12 protein-coding genes and 1 tRNA gene are annotated in these 14,082 nt (G+C 67.9%); 12 read left to right on the top strand and 1 reads right to left on the bottom strand.

Annotation, left to right across the window (positions count from 1 at the left end):
- The first annotated feature begins 306 nt into the window (after window positions 1-306).
- From SPHPHY_RS0109175 to SPHPHY_RS0109155, 5 genes are all read left to right on the top strand, one after another.
- Entirely contained in the window at window positions 307-2,364 is a 2,058-nt protein-coding gene (locus SPHPHY_RS0109175; RefSeq protein WP_231370393.1) for a TonB-dependent siderophore receptor, read from the top strand.
- A gap of 61 nt (window positions 2,365-2,425) precedes the next feature.
- Window positions 2,426-2,716: a UvrB/UvrC motif-containing protein gene (locus tag SPHPHY_RS0109170; protein WP_022686387.1), complete on the top strand. Its 291-nt coding sequence runs from the start codon at window positions 2,426-2,428 to the stop codon at window positions 2,714-2,716.
- Complete coding sequence (locus SPHPHY_RS0109165; protein WP_022686386.1) at window positions 2,713-2,958, top strand: DUF3253 domain-containing protein; 246 nt, start codon at window positions 2,713-2,715, stop codon at window positions 2,956-2,958. The genes SPHPHY_RS0109170 and SPHPHY_RS0109165 overlap by 4 nt, the downstream gene beginning before the upstream one ends.
- Window positions 2,959-3,064: 106 nt before the next feature.
- A complete protein-coding gene (locus SPHPHY_RS0109160) occupies window positions 3,065-4,006 on the top strand; it encodes a hypothetical protein (RefSeq protein WP_156025076.1) in 942 nt (313 codons plus the stop codon).
- Window positions 4,007-4,234: 228 nt separating this feature from the next.
- Window positions 4,235-6,700 carry a TonB-dependent receptor plug domain-containing protein gene (locus SPHPHY_RS0109155; RefSeq protein WP_022686384.1) on the top strand — a complete coding sequence of 822 codons (2,466 nt, stop codon included), beginning with the start codon at window positions 4,235-4,237 and terminating at the stop codon, window positions 6,698-6,700.
- Between the two features lie 53 nt (window positions 6,701-6,753).
- On the opposite strand, the gene SPHPHY_RS0109150 is transcribed toward SPHPHY_RS0109155, so the two are convergent.
- Window positions 6,754-6,843 (bottom strand) — tRNA-Ser (locus SPHPHY_RS0109150).
- A gap of 150 nt (window positions 6,844-6,993) precedes the next feature.
- Between SPHPHY_RS0109150 and SPHPHY_RS0109145 the strand changes: the two genes are divergently transcribed.
- From SPHPHY_RS0109145 to SPHPHY_RS0109115, 7 genes are all read left to right on the top strand, one after another.
- On the top strand, window positions 6,994-8,022 hold the full coding sequence (locus SPHPHY_RS0109145; RefSeq protein ID WP_028056693.1) for a lytic murein transglycosylase: 1,029 nt from the start codon (window positions 6,994-6,996) through the stop codon (window positions 8,020-8,022).
- Between the two features lie 77 nt (window positions 8,023-8,099).
- Window positions 8,100-9,275 carry a D-alanyl-D-alanine carboxypeptidase family protein gene (locus SPHPHY_RS0109140; RefSeq protein ID WP_022686382.1) on the top strand — a complete coding sequence of 392 codons (1,176 nt, stop codon included), beginning with the start codon at window positions 8,100-8,102 and terminating at the stop codon, window positions 9,273-9,275.
- Between the two features lie 14 nt (window positions 9,276-9,289).
- Window positions 9,290-9,919 (top strand): dTMP kinase, encoded by a 630-nt coding sequence (gene tmk / locus SPHPHY_RS22265; RefSeq protein ID WP_028056692.1) that lies wholly within the window; start codon window positions 9,290-9,292, stop codon window positions 9,917-9,919.
- Window positions 9,916-10,905 (top strand): DNA-directed DNA polymerase, encoded by a 990-nt coding sequence (locus SPHPHY_RS0109130; RefSeq protein WP_022686380.1) that lies wholly within the window; start codon window positions 9,916-9,918, stop codon window positions 10,903-10,905. Before tmk ends, SPHPHY_RS0109130 begins: the two co-directional genes overlap by 4 nt.
- A 9-nt stretch (window positions 10,906-10,914) precedes the next feature.
- Entirely contained in the window at window positions 10,915-12,465 is a 1,551-nt protein-coding gene (gene metG, locus SPHPHY_RS0109125; RefSeq protein ID WP_022686379.1) for a methionine--tRNA ligase, read from the top strand.
- Window positions 12,465-13,244: a TatD family hydrolase gene (locus SPHPHY_RS0109120; RefSeq protein ID WP_022686378.1), complete on the top strand. Its 780-nt coding sequence runs from the start codon at window positions 12,465-12,467 to the stop codon at window positions 13,242-13,244. Before metG ends, SPHPHY_RS0109120 begins: the two co-directional genes overlap by 1 nt.
- On the top strand, window positions 13,241-14,005 hold the full coding sequence (locus SPHPHY_RS0109115; protein ID WP_022686377.1) for an MBL fold metallo-hydrolase: 765 nt from the start codon (window positions 13,241-13,243) through the stop codon (window positions 14,003-14,005). The genes SPHPHY_RS0109120 and SPHPHY_RS0109115 overlap by 4 nt, the downstream gene beginning before the upstream one ends.
- The last annotated feature ends 77 nt before the right edge of the window (window positions 14,006-14,082 follow it).

Below are 14,082 nucleotides of genomic sequence, written 5' to 3'. Positions count from 1 at the left end.
CGCTGCGAAACGGCCGATGCGAGACCGTCGCCTGGCCGCAACGCAGCGATTTCGGCGCGCGGATCGGCCGCCGCCGAGCCCGCGCGCGACGTGCCCGAAGCATCGCCGCGTCCTCGTTCGTCGGCGGGCGGCGGCCGGCTGCGGCGCAGTCTGTACGGTCGCGCATCGTATTTGTGCTACCGCGTTCAGCAGCTTGCGGTACTGGTCTCGCGACGGTAGGTGACAACATATCATCACGTCTGATCGTAAGGAAGTATGTTGTCGCTTTCGTCGTTGCGCGCTGCGTTGAGGTTGCCGGTGGGCAAGGTGTCCCTCTGTCTTGTGGGAGCGCTCGGCATCATCGTCCCGCCCGCCGCGGCGCAGGAGGCGGAAGAGCCTGCGGGGCGTAGCGATATCGTCGTGCTCGGCACGCGCACGACGCGCGATGCGACGCGTTCGTCGGATCGCGCCACCGACGTCATGTCGCAATCCAGCCGCTCGCTGGAGCAGGATATCCTGCGCGCCGCCGGCACCTATCGCCTCAGCGACGCGCTCGACCTGGTGAGCGGGAGCAGCCAGCAGAACAACCGCGGCGGCTTCGCGGACAATTTCGCGATCCGCGGTTTCCTGAGCACCGCCGACGGCGGCGGCGAATATTACGTCGACGGCTTCGTCGCCAACCGCGGCAGCGCGCCCGCGCGTGACCCCGCCACCATCGAGCGGATCGAGATACTGAAAGGCCCGGCCGGCGCCGTGTTCGGCGACATCGATCCCGCGGGGCGCGTCAACATGGTCAGCAAGACGCCGCGCTTCGACGCTCAGGCCTCGGCGTCGCTGCTCTATGGCTCGTTCGACACGCGCCGCATCGAACTCGACGCCACCGGGCCACTCACCGATCGCGTCGCCGCACGGGTCGTGGTCGCGGCTGAGGACAGTGACGGCTATCGCGACTTCGTGACGCTCAAGCGCCGCGTCTTCTCGCCCTCGCTCACCTTTCGCCCGTCCGATGCGGTGCAGGTCACCTACCTCGCGCAGCACATCGCCTATGATGCGCCGTTCGACCGCGGGGTTGCGGCGATCGCCGGCGATCCGCTCGCGCTCCCGGGGTCACGCTATCTCGGCGAGCCCTCGAACGGTGCGACGCGCGCGCGCGACACGCTGCACCAACTCACGGGGGAGGCGACGCTCGGCGGGATCTGGTCGCTCGTCGGCGGTGTCGCCTATCGCTCCGGCACCTTGCGCGGCTTCTCGGCCGACCAGTCGCGGCTCGTCGACGGGCGCACGCTGTGGCGGCAGCGCCGCGAGCGCGGCTATGAGGTGGAAGACCTTTCGGCGCGCCTCGAACTGCGCGGCGAGGTCCAGGCACTCGGCACCCATCGCCCCAGCATCGGCATCAAGGGTTATACGCTCGACTATCTCGAGCTGCTCAACCGCCGGAACCCGACCGCGGCGAACCCCTATGCGATCGACGTGCTCGCGCCCGTTTATGGCATCGCGCAGGCCTTGCCGCTGCTCCCCAATCTCGACCAACGCGAGACACGCCGTGCCCTGTCGATCTACGCGCAGGACAGCTGGGCGTTGAACGAGCGCCTGGAGGTGGTCGGCGGGGTTCGTTTCGACGCCTATCGCCAGCAACTTACGCGCAACCTGGTCGAGGCGACCACCGTCGCCACGGGACGGCCCGTCAAGTTTCGGCTCGGCGCGCGCTATGCGGTGAGCGACGCTGTCGCGGTTCATGCGAATTGGGGTGAATCCTTCCAGCTCAATTCAGGCAGCGGGGCAGGGGGCGTCGCCTTCGCGCCCGAACAGGGGCAAGGCTACGAGATCGGAGCGGCGGGGCGGTGGCGCGGCGTCGATGTCGGGCTCACCTGGTTCGACATCCGCAAGCGCAACGTGCTCACCACCGATCCCGGAGACGTCAACTTCCTTGCCCCGGTCGGCTCGCTGACCAGTCGCGGAATCGAGTTCGACGCCTCGCTGCGGCTGGCGCGCCGCTGGCAGGCGGTCGTCAACTACGCCTGGACGAGGGCGCGCAACGACGACCGCACGTTCGCCACGCCGCTCGCGCTCAACGTGCCTGATCATTCCGGGACCGCGTTCGTCGTGCACCGCTTCGATGCCGGCGCCGGTGGAGACTGGCTGCTCAGCGGTGGCGTCGCCTATGTCGGCCGGCGCTCCGGCGCGACCGATGCCAGCGGGCTCATCCTGCCCGCCTATGTGAAGGTGAAGGCCGCCGCGGAGATCCCGCTGCTCGCGGCGCTGACGTTCCGGGCCGAGGTCGATAACCTCTTGGACGAACGCTATGCGCAGAGTTCGTATAATTCGCTCTGGATCTATCCCGGTGCACCGAGAACGATCCGCGCCTCGCTCAACGCGCATTTCTGAAAAGCGGCGGGCCGGACCCGGCGCGACGCCTCCCGAAGTGCTGATCGTGCGTTGACGCATCATGACCGAGTCGATCGAAAGCCTGCGCGAGAAGATGGAAGCCGCCGCGAGCGCGCTGGATTTCGAGGAGGCCCGGCGCCTGCGCGACATGATCGGCATGATCCGCGGCGGCGCCACTGCCGAGGAAGCCGGACGCGCCGAGTTCGCCGGGCTCAAACGCCAGCAACCCGGCGCGATGGGGCTTGGCACCAGCCAACAGCAGGTGACCCCACCTGCCGGCTGGAAACCGCCGCCGCGGCCGGACCCGATGACGTCTGGTGGTTCGACACGTTCACGCCGCTCCAGGCCGTGACCGCGGACGCGCGCGCCATGACACTCATGTTGCTTGCACGACGCGCGCGCGAGGCCACGATCTGCCCCAGCGAAGTTGCCCGGGCGTTGGCGCCGGGCGCGAACTGGCGCGCGGCGATGCCAGTGGTGCATGCCGCAGTCGATCGCCTGCGCGACGAAGGCATCATACGGTTGAGCTGGAAAGGCAAGCCGCTCGCGACGCGCAGCGGGCCCTATCGGATCGGCACCGCGTCGCCCGACTGACGGTCGGCAATGCCACCCCACCGACGCCTTCGACAGCCCGATATCATCACTTCCCACATCGATGCGACAGCGTTACGACCCGCCCGTAAACAATCGGGGGATCGGCATGACGATGCGCAAATGGGTAGCGATGGCAATGGCTTCGGCGGCGCTTGTGGCCAGCGCAGGCACCGCGGATGCGCAGTTTGGCGGGCTGGTCGGCGGGCTGGTCAAGCGGGCCGGCGTCACCTTGCCGAGCTTCCGTAAGGAGCCGATCTCCACCAGCATCGCCGACGCGCGTTGGGCCGATCCCGGCCAGGACGGCTTCACGCCGCCCACGCCCAGGCGCGACCTCGCCCAATTGCAGCGGACGCCGAACGGTGGGTTCCTCCTGCAAGCCGGCTATTTCGGCTTCCACGACCAGAGCTATTGCCTCCACGCGGGCACCCACGGCCCCGGTGGCGGCGACGGCTATCTCTATGCCCCGCCACTAGGCGCCGCGCGCGATGCGGTTATCACGATCGTTCAGAACTCGGTACGGCACCCGGAAATCGATCAGCACACGATCCAGGCGTTGCTCTGGGCGATCCTGGCGCGCGCCAGGATCGAGAACCTGTCGAACGAACAGCGGGTCGCCGCCGCGCAGTTGATGACGCCCAAGCAACTCGCCGGACTCAACCGCAGCGTCGTCGATATGCTGTCGGCAGGCCCGATCGCCGACAATCTTCCGCGCGAGGTGCGCTCGGTCCTTCAGGCCGAAGCCGATCTGCGGCGGATGCTCGGCACCCCGGGCACCAGCTATGCCGAGCTTGAGCAGGTCGCCGTGCTCGCCGGGATGGCGCCGCTCGGCGCCGGCAGCGTCGAGGTGCCGAACGGCCGCTGGAGCCACCACCCGGACGGCTATTGGATCCGGTATCTGCCGAGCGGCTATACGAACACGGTCGTCGAAATCTGGGTGCCGGACGGCGCGCCCGGCATCGGCAAGGAATATGATCCGGCCACGCACATCGCGGTCCCGGGCAACACCGCGCGGCAGCGTCTGATCCAGTCCGGCCGCGCCTATCGTTGAAGGACGACACGGCTTGGGCTGGCCACCCAACCCGTCGCGGGCTCAAGGCCCGACTACCTCTTCCAGGCCAGGCGAATGGCACGCGACTGCTGCATCGCAGCAAGCGCAAACCGCTGTGGCGTGAAGTTTTTCTAGCCGGTGCGCGACAGCGACACTGTCTAAAACGGCGCCATAAACCCGCGCCGCCAGGTGCGGCCGGGTACGACAAACCGCCGGGGAATAGTTACAATGATCGTCACCGAGCTTCTGCTCACCGCCGCCGCGATCGCGACGGCCGCCGGACAGGCGTCTCCCGCCGCACAGCCCGCACCGACCCAGGCCGAGGAAGGGCAGGGCGCGCCCGTCGCCGGTGCCGCCACGCCAGCGGACGAGGGTGCCGACATCATCGTCACCGGTACCCGCGTAGAGGGCCGCAGCCGCTTGGACAGCGCGTCGCCGGTCGATGTGCTCAGCGGCGCCAGCCTCCAGCGGCAGGGTACGACCGAACTCGCTACCGCGCTGTCGTCGATCGCACCGTCGATCGACTTCCCGCGTCCAGCCGCCAACGATGGCACCGACGCGATCCGCCCCGCGACGCTGCGCGGTCTCTCGCCCGACCAGACGCTGGTGCTGGTCAATGGCATCCGCGGGCATACGTCGGCGCTGCTCAACACCAACGGCACGGTCGGACGCGGCTCGGCGGCGGTCGATCTCAACACGATCCCGACGGTCGCGCTCGATCGGATCGAGGTGTTGCGCGACGGCGCGTCGGCGCAATATGGGTCGGATGCGATCGCGGGCGTCGTCAACCTGCGGCTGCGCCAGGCACGGGCCGGCGGCGGCGCGCAAGTGACCTACGGCTTCTACGACACCGACGTGCAGACCGCCAACGACCGCCGCCACGTGACCGGCGAGAATGCGGTAACCGCGTCCGTCTGGCAGGGCCTCGGCTTCGGCGACGACGGCTATCTGACGGTCTCGGGCGAATATACCAATCGCCAGCCGACCAACCGCGCCGACGTGGATACGCGCGTCTCGCCGCGGCGCGTCACCGGCCGCTACGGCGATCCGGCGGTTGAGCAATATACCGGCTTCGTCAACGCCGGCACGTCGCTGACCGACAATCTCAGCATCTATGCGTTCGGCGGCTATCAGGATCGCGACAGCCGCGGCGCTGCCTTCCCGCGCATCCCGACCGCTGCGGCGTTGCCGGCGCTCACCCGCGCCGGCCTGGCGGACGGGTTCCTGCCGATCATCAATACCAAGTCGAAGGACATCAATTCGGCGGTCGGCATCCGCGGTGATCTGGCCGGCTTCGATATCGATCTGTCGCTCAGCTATGGCCGCAACACGATCGACTTCCGCACGCTCGATTCCGCCAACTACGCTTATGGCGCCGCGACGCCGCGCAACTTCTACGACGGTGCGCTTTCCTACGATCAATATGTCGCCGGGCTCGACGTCACCCGCAAGTTCGACGTGTTCCAGTCCCTGAACGTCGCCTTCGGGATCGAGGGCCGGCGCGAGGGCTACAAGATCACCGCGGGCGAGCAGGCATCCTACGACAACCCGCCCGCCGGCACCGTCACCGGCATCCCCGCCGGCACCGCGCTGGCGCTGGTCCCTCCCGGCGCGCAAGGGTTCGGCGGCTTCGCGCCGCGCAACGCGACGGAGCGAAGCCGCCGCAACGGCAGCATCTACCTCGACCTGGAGGCACAGGTCACCGACAAGCTGCTGTTCGGGATCGCCGGGCGCGCCGAGGATTATTCGGACTTCGGCACCACGGCGACCGGCAAGGTTTCCGCACGCTACGATTTCGCCGACTGGATCGCGCTGCGCGGCACTGCTTCCACCGGCTTCCGCGCGCCGTCGCTCCAGCAGCAATATTTCACGCAGGTCGCCTCGGTCGTCACCAACGGCGTGCCGGTGCTTACCGGTACCGTGCCCTCGACCAGCGACATCGGCCGCGCACTCGGCGGGCGTCCGCTCGAACCGGAGAAGTCCACCAACCTGTCGGTCGGCACGGTGATCCGCGCGGGCGGGTTCGACCTGACCGTCGACGCGTACCGCATCCACATCCGCGACCAGATCGGGCTCTCCGAAAACATCGGCGCGTCGTTCAGCCCGCAGGTCGCCGGGTTGCTGACTCCGTTCAATGTCTCGGCGGCACGCTTTTTCGTCAACGGACTGGCATCGACGACCAAGGGGATCGACGTCGTCGCGCACTATCGGCTGCGCACCGCGGCGGCGGGCGCCTTCGACCTGACGGTGGCCGGCAACATCAACGACGTGAAGGTCACGCGCGTGCCGACCAGCACCGCGACGCTGAACCCCGCACCGACGCTGTTCGCGCGCAGCCGTATCCTCACGCTGGAGGATGGCACGCCGCAGGAGAAGGTGACCGGCACGATCGACTGGTCGCTCGACAAGCTCGGCGCGCTCGCGCGCGTGACCTATTACGGCAACGTCAACCAGCCGGGCACCACCCCCGCCGCGGACGTCTTCACCGGCCGTCACGCGATCACCGATCTCGAACTTCGCTACGCGGCGGCGAAGGGCGCGCAGATCGGTCTGGGGGTCAGCAACCTGTTCGACGTGTACCCCGACCGCACGATCCCGGCGAACAACTCGACGGGCGTGCTCGGCTTCCCCTATTACTCGCCGTTCGGCTTCAACGGCCGTTACGTCTACGCGCGGGTCGGCGTGAACTGGTAAGCGCAGGCGAGGGCGGCGGATCGCCGCCCTCCACGCGGGCCGGCACGGCGGGTTGGCGGAAGAGGTGGGATTCGAACCCACGGAACGGTTGCCCGCTCGCCGGTTTTCAAGACCGGTTCCTTAAACCACTCGGACACTCTTCCTCGTCGGGCATGACGCCACACCGGCGCGGCGGCTATGGCAGCAACGCTCCGCCCTTTTCAAGACCCTCTGTGGCGGTGCGGCGATCCGTGCGCGCACGGCGACGGTTTGCGGTTCCGCGGCGACGCGCGCTGTGCGAGAACCGCCGCATCATGACAGGGGCATCCATTCTCACGCGCACGCTGGCCGCACTTGCGTGCCTCACCGCGCCTACGCTCGCCGCCGCGCAGGACGGCGCCGGGTTTCGCACCTATTTGGCGCAGGTCCGCGCGCGCGCACTCGCCGCCGGGGTCCGCCCGGCGACCGTCGACGGCGTGCTGCCCGCGCTCAGCTTCAACCCGCGCGTCGTCGCGCTCGACCAGCAGCAACCGGAAGCGCGTCCGAATGCGCCCGTCCCGCGCTTCGCCCCCTATCGCACCACGCACGTCGACGCGGCGCGGATCGGGCGCGGCCGCACCACCTATACCGCGCAGCGCGCCCGGCTCGCCCGCGTCGAGGCCGAGACCGGCGTACCCGAGCAGATCATGGTCGCGATCTGGGGCCACGAAACCAACTACGGCTCCTATACCGGCGATTTCGACATCGTGCGCAGCCTGGCGAGCCTCGCCTATGAAGGCCGTCGCCGCCCGCTGTTCGAAGGCGAGTTGATCGCCGCGCTCAAGATGATCGACCGCGGCGTCTCGCGCACGCAGCTTACCGGCAGCTGGGCGGGCGCGATGGGCAATCCGCAGTTCCTGCCGTCGGTCTACCTGCGGCTCGCGCGCGACGGCGATGGCGACGGGCGTGCGGACATCTGGAATTCGTCGGCCGATACGCTGGCGTCGATCGGCAATTACTTCGTCCAGGCCGGCTGGCGGCGCGGCCAGCCGTGGGGGGTCGCGGTGAACGTGCCCGCGTCGTTCGACCGCGGCCAGATCCGCAACCGCCTCGTCTCGCCACGCTGCCCGCGCGTGTTCGAGCGCCATAGCGGCTGGCGATCGATGGCCGAATGGCGCGCGCTCGGGGTGTCGGCGCAGGGCCGCACACTCACCGACGATGTGCAGGCGACCCTGATCGAGCCGGATGGCCCCGGGCAGACGGCCTATCTGCTCACCGGCAACTACCGCGTGATCCTCGACTATAATTGCTCCAACTTCTACGCGCTCTCCGTCGGGTTGCTGGCCGATGCGATCGCGTCATAGCGGCGGGTGACGCGCGGCTGCCGCCCCGCTATGGCAACGGTTCGACCATCCCACCTCGCTTCGACACGGAATCATTGATGACCAAGCTGCTGACCGTCCTCGCGCTTCCCGCCGCCGTCGTGGCGCTGGCGGTGCCCGCCGTCGCCGCCGCGCCGCAGTTCGACACGCCGGCGCCGGTGGCGTTCATGGAGGATGTGTCGACCGGCGCGGTGCTGTTCGCGCGCGACGCCGATCGTCGGATGCCCCCGGCGTCGATGGCCAAGATGATGACGGTCTACACCGCGTTCCAGATGATCCAGCGCGGCGACCTGAAGCTGAACACCGAATTCGAGGTTCGGCCGGAGACCTGGGCGAAGTGGCACGGGCCGCAGGCCGGCTCGACGATGTTCCTGTCCTCGGGGGAGCGGGTGTCGGTCGCCAACCTTCTCTACGGGATCGTCACCCTGTCCGGCAACGACGCGTGCATCGTGCTGGCGGAAGGAATTTCGGGCACCGAGCAGGCGTTCGTGGAACGGATGAACGAGGATGCCGCGAAGCTGGGGCTGAAGAACAGCCACTTCGGCACCGCGAACGGCTGGCCCGATGGCGGCGTGACCTATGTCACCGCGCGCGATCTCGCGACGCTGGCCGCGGCGACGATCCAGCAGCACCCCAAGCTTTACAAGCAATTCTATTCGCGTCGCGATTTCACGTGGGGCAAGACGATGGGCGGCGGGCAGGCGATCACGCAGGCCAACCGCGATCCCTTGCTCGGCCGCGTCGCGGGTGCCGATGGCCTGAAGACCGGGCACACCGACGAGGCGGGCTATGGCTTCACCGGCTCGGCCGAGCAGAACGGCCGGCGGCTGGTGATGGTGCTCGCCGGGCTGAGCAGCTTCAACCAGCGCGCGCAGGAATCGGTACGCTTCATGGAATGGGGCTTTCGCGCGTGGCAGGCGAAGCCGGTCGTCAAGGCCGGGCGCGAGGTCGGCACCGCGGCGGTCCAGATGGGCAGCGCCAGCGAAGTGAAGCTCGTCGCACCCAAGGACCTGAATATCACCATCCCGTCGGGCAGCCGGCCGCAACTCGCCGGCAGGATCGTCTACGACGGTCCGATCAAGGCGCCGATCAAGCAGGGCGCTCACGTCGCCGACCTCGTCGTTTCGTCGCCCGGCCTGCCGGAGCAGCGGATGCCGTTGGTGGCGGGTGCCGACGTCGCGGAGGCCGGGTTCTTCGGGCGCGCGTGGCGCGGGCTGACCGGGCTGTTCGGCTGATCGGGACGACGCGGGTGCGTGACGCGCGCTTCCTCAGTCTCGAAGGCGGCGAAGGTGCGGGCAAGTCGACACAGGCACGCGCGCTCGCCGCGGCGCTCGCCGCGCGCGGCATCGATGCCGTCGTCACGCGCGAACCGGGCGGCAGCGAAGGCGCGGAGGCGATCCGCGCCTTGCTGATGCAGGGCGAGGCGACGCGCTGGAGCGCGCAAAGCGAGGCGTTGCTCTTTGCCGCTGCGCGCGCCGATCACGTCGAGAAGGTCATCCGTCCCGCGCTCGCTGCCGGGCAGTGGGTGCTGTGTGACCGCTACATCGATTCGACACGGGCCTATCAGGGCGTTGCCGGCGGCGTGGACGATGCGGCGATCCTCGCACTTCACGCCTTCGGCTCCGGCGGATTGCTTCCCGATCGCACCTTCTGGCTGGCGCTGCCCGAGGAACTCGGCGCGACCCGTGCTGCGACGCGCGACGGGGTCGCCGCCGATCGCTTCGCGCGCCGCGGTCGTGATTTTCACGCCGCCGTCGCCGATGCCTTCTCGCGCTTCGCCGCTGCCGAGCCGCAGCGCTTCCACCGCATCGACGCGACGCTGCCGCCCGAGGCGGTGACACAGGCGATGCTGGACGCATTGGCGGACTGGTTGCCGTGACCGTCGTGCGCGGTCACCGCGCGGCGATCGACGCTTTCCTTGCCGCCAGTACCGGCGGCGCGCTCCATCATGCGTGGCTGCTGGCGGGACCGCAGGGGATCGGCAAGGCCACCTTCGCGCAGGCCGCCGCGCTGCGGCTGCTCGCCGACGCGATGGCCCCGGGCACGTTGCCCGCGGGGCTCGACGTACCCGATGGGCATCCCGCCGCGCGGCTGGCGGCGGCCGGCTCGCATCCCGATCTGCGCGTGCTGCGCCGCCTGGCGAAGAAGGACAAGGAGGACGAACTGGCGCGGTCGATCACCGTCGACCAGGTTCGTAGCCTCGGGCCGTTCCTCGGCACGATGCCGTCGCTGTCGCCACGCCGCGTGATCGTGATCGACGCCGCCGATGATCTCGAGCGTCCCGGCGCGTCGAATGCCTTGCTCAAGAGCCTGGAGGAGCCGCCCGCCGGCACCGTGTTCCTGCTGGTCAGCCATGCGCCCGGCCGGCTGCTGCCGACGATCCGCTCGCGCTGTCGCCTGCTGCGCTTCGAACCGCTTGGCGACGACGACATGGCCGCGGTGCTCGCGCGCGCGCTGCCGGATACGGACGCTAACGAGCGCGCCACGCTGGTGCAGATCGGGGAGGGGGCGCCGGGCCGCGCGATCGGCTATGCCGGGCTCGATCTCGGCGCGATCGATGGCGCGGTGGAGGCGATCGGGCGTGACGGCGACCCGGAGTTGACGCGGCGCATGGCGCTGGCGCGCGCCTTGTCGCTCAAGGCCGCCCAGCCGCGCTACGAGGCATTCCTCGACCGGGTGCCGACGGTGATCGCGCGGATGACCGCGCTGCGCGTCGGCGCCGACCTGCGCGCAGCGCTCGACGCCTATGACGAGGCGCGCGGGATCGCCGCGGCAGCGCGCAGCCTGTCGCTCGATGCGCAGGGCACCGTGTATGAGCTGACCGGGATCGTCGCACGGCTGGCGTCGCGGGATGGAGGACGTTAGGAGGACGCCATGGGCGACCCCTTCTATATCACCACCGCGATCAGCTATCCCAACGGCCGTCCGCATATCGGCCATGCCTATGAGGCGATCGCTGCCGACGCGATCGCGCGCTTCCAGCGGCAGGCCGGGCGCGACGTGCGCTTCCAGACCGGCACCGACGAGCACGGGCTGAAAATGGTGCAGACCGCGCGCGAGAAGGGCGTCGAGGTTCGCGCGCTTGCCGACGAGATGTCCGGTCATTTTCAGGCGATGTGCGACGCACTGAACATCAGCTACGATCGCTTCATCCGCACCACCGACGCCGATCATCACCGCGCCAGCCAGGCGATCTGGCAAGCGATGGCCGACGCGGGTGACCTCTACCTCGATCGCTACGAGGGCTGGTACTCGGTGCGGGACGAGGCCTTCTACGACGAGAAGGAACTGATCGACGGGGAGGGGGGGGCGAAGCTCTCGCCGCAGGGTACCCCGGTCACCTGGACCGCCGAGGAGACGTGGTTCTTTCGTCTTTCGCGTTATCAGCGGCCCCTGCTGGATCATTTCGCGGCGAATCCCGATTTTATCCGGCCCGAAGCGCGACGGAACGAGATCATGCGGTTCGTGGAGGGGGGCCTTTCGGACCTGTCCGTGTCGCGCACCAGTTTCGACTGGGGCGTCGCGGTGCCCGGCAGCCCCGGACACGTCATGTACGTGTGGGTAGATGCGCTCACCAACTATCTGACCGGCGCGGGTTATCCCGATGGGCCGATGCCGCACTGGCCCGCCGACCTCCACCTGATCGGCAAGGACATCGTCCGCTTCCACGCCGTTTATTGGCCGGCGTTCCTGATGTCCGCGAAGATCGCCTTGCCCAAGACGGTATTCGGCCACGGCTTCCTGCTTCACCGTGGCGAGAAGATGTCGAAAAGCCTTGGAAACGTTGTCGATCCTCTTGATCTCGCGGCGGCTTTCGGCGTTGATGGCTTGCGTTATTTCCTGCTGCGGGAGGTGAGTTTCGGGCAGGATGGCAGCTATGCCGCCGATGCGATCGTCACGCGCGTCAATGCCGAGCTCTCCAACTCCTTCGGTAACCTCGCGCAGCGAACCCTGTCGTTCATCGCCAAGAACTTGGGCGGTGTTCTTCCCGAGACCGGCCGTGCCGAGCCAGCCGACGGACAGTTGATCGAGGAGGTCGTCGTCGCCTGCGCCGGCTTCAAGACCGCGTTCGCCGACCTGATGCTCAGCCAGGGGATCGAGGCGTGGATGCGCGGCGTTTTTGCCTGCAATCAGTACATTGATGCGCAAGCACCGTGGGCGCTGCGCAAGACCGATCCAGAGCGGATGCATGCCGTGCTGCGCACGTTGGTCCGTGCGATCCGCATGCTTGCGATCACTATCCTGCCGGTCGTTCCGGACGGCGCCGGCACCATACTCGACCTTCTCGGCGCGGACGCGCGCGATCACGCTGCGATCGACGATGACGGCTGGTACCAGCGCCGCGTCGATGCCGGCTTCGTGCTGGCATCGCCGGCCCCGGCGTTCCCCAGGCTCGACATGCCCGCCGCGGTGGAGGTCGCCTGATGCTGGCAGACAGCCACTGTCACCTGAATTACAAGGGAATGCAGGAGCAACAGCAGGAAGTACTCGAACGTGCTCGCGCTCGCGGAGTGACTGCGATGCTGAACATCGCTACGCGTGAAAGTGAGTGGGACGCGGTGCTGGCGACGGCGGAGCGCGAACCGGACGTCTGGGCGACGGTGGGCATCCACCCGCATGAAGCGGACCAGCATCCGCATGTCGACACCGCCAAGCTCGTGGAACGCGCGCGCCATGCCCGCATCGTGGGTATCGGCGAAAGCGGCCTCGACTATCATTACGATCATTCCGATCGCGAGCGTCAGCGCACCAGCTTCCGCGCGCACATCGCCGCGGCGCGCGAAGCACGCGTGCCGATCATCGTTCACACCCGCGACGCGGAGGACGACACCGCGACGATCCTGCGGGAGGAGATGGAGCAGGGGGCCTATGCCGGCGTCATCCACTGTTTCACCGCCAGCGATGCGTTTGCCGACCAGGCACTGGAATTGGGCCTCTTTATCTCCATTTCCGGTATCGTGACCTTCCGGAACGCCGTCGAGCTTCAGGCGACCGCGGCACGCCTGCCGCGCGAACGGCTGCTGATCGAAACCGACGCACCGTTCCTCGCGCCGGTTCCCCATCGCGGCAAAACCGGCGAACCGGGCTTCGTGGCCGACACCGCGGTGTTTCTGGCCAAGTTGCGAAACGAGGATCCCGAGGAGTTACAGCGTTATACTGCCGAAAACTTTCATACGTTGTTCAATAAGACCTGCAACGCATGAAGGTTCGTATTCTCGGCTCCGGCACGTCGTCGGGAGTACCGCGGATCGGCAACGACTGGGGCGACTGCGATCCGGACGAGCCGCGCAACCGCCGTACTCGGTCATCGATCCTGGTCGAGCATGACGACACGCGGATCCTTGTCGATACGAGTCCGGACATGCGACAGCAGTTGCTCGACGCGCAGATCGTAACCGTCGACGCGGTGATCTGGACCCACGAACACGCCGATCATGTTTTTGGAATAGACGATCTTCGGCAAGTATATCATGCGCTTGGGCGACCGGTGCAGGGCTATGCCCGTCCGCGGACCGCGCAGGCACTGCGCCGACAGTTCGGCTACGTATTCGAGGGCAACGGTGGCTATCCGCCGACTGCCACGCTTGAAGAGCTTCCTGATCGCCTGCGGATCGGATCGATTGATGTCCGCGCCGTCGATCAGCCACATGGTGGCATAACATCGGCCGGACTGCGGTTCGAGGCTCGCGGCGCGGCGATTGGTTATGCGACGGACCTCAGCGGCATGACCGAGGATATGCGCAGCCTTTATGAAGGGCTCGACGTCTGGATTGTCGATGCGCTCCGACGTCGGCCGCACCCGACGCATCCCGATCTTGCCACGGCGATGCAGTGGCATTCCGAACTACGTCCGCGACGAACTGCGCTGGTGCACATGGATCAATCGATGGATTACGCCGGCTTGCGTGCAGAACTGCCGCACGACGCGGAGCCAGGTTTCGATGGCCTGGAGATGACTGCATAAGGGCGATGTGCGCTCGCTTTACATAATGTTGATTATCGAGTTTCGTCTTGTAGGCGGAAGGTACAGGATGTCGTCCG

This window comes from Sphingomonas phyllosphaerae 5.2, assembly GCF_000419605.1.
GTDB classification, from domain to species: Bacteria; Pseudomonadota; Alphaproteobacteria; order Sphingomonadales; family Sphingomonadaceae; genus Sphingomonas; species Sphingomonas phyllosphaerae_B.
This window is presented reverse-complemented; position numbering and strand designations above follow the sequence as displayed.

What these genes read in the sequence shown, in the direction of transcription:
- SPHPHY_RS0109155 (WP_022686384.1), top strand. Translation starts at nt 4,235, where the DNA reads ATGATCGTCACCGAGCTTCTGCTCACCGCCGCCGCGATCGCGACGGCC.
- SPHPHY_RS0109140 (WP_022686382.1), top strand. Translation starts at nt 8,100, where the DNA reads ATGACCAAGCTGCTGACCGTCCTCGCGCTTCCCGCCGCCGTCGTGGCG.
- SPHPHY_RS0109120 (WP_022686378.1), top strand. Translation starts at nt 12,465, where the DNA reads ATGCTGGCAGACAGCCACTGTCACCTGAATTACAAGGGAATGCAGGAG.
- SPHPHY_RS0109115 (WP_022686377.1), top strand. Translation starts at nt 13,241, where the DNA reads ATGAAGGTTCGTATTCTCGGCTCCGGCACGTCGTCGGGAGTACCGCGG.
- SPHPHY_RS0109145 (WP_028056693.1), top strand. Translation starts at nt 6,994, where the DNA reads ATGACAGGGGCATCCATTCTCACGCGCACGCTGGCCGCACTTGCGTGC.
- metG (WP_022686379.1), top strand. Translation starts at nt 10,915, where the DNA reads ATGGGCGACCCCTTCTATATCACCACCGCGATCAGCTATCCCAACGGC.
- SPHPHY_RS0109160 (WP_156025076.1), top strand. Translation starts at nt 3,065, where the DNA reads ATGACGATGCGCAAATGGGTAGCGATGGCAATGGCTTCGGCGGCGCTT.
- SPHPHY_RS0109170 (WP_022686387.1), top strand. Translation starts at nt 2,426, where the DNA reads ATGACCGAGTCGATCGAAAGCCTGCGCGAGAAGATGGAAGCCGCCGCG.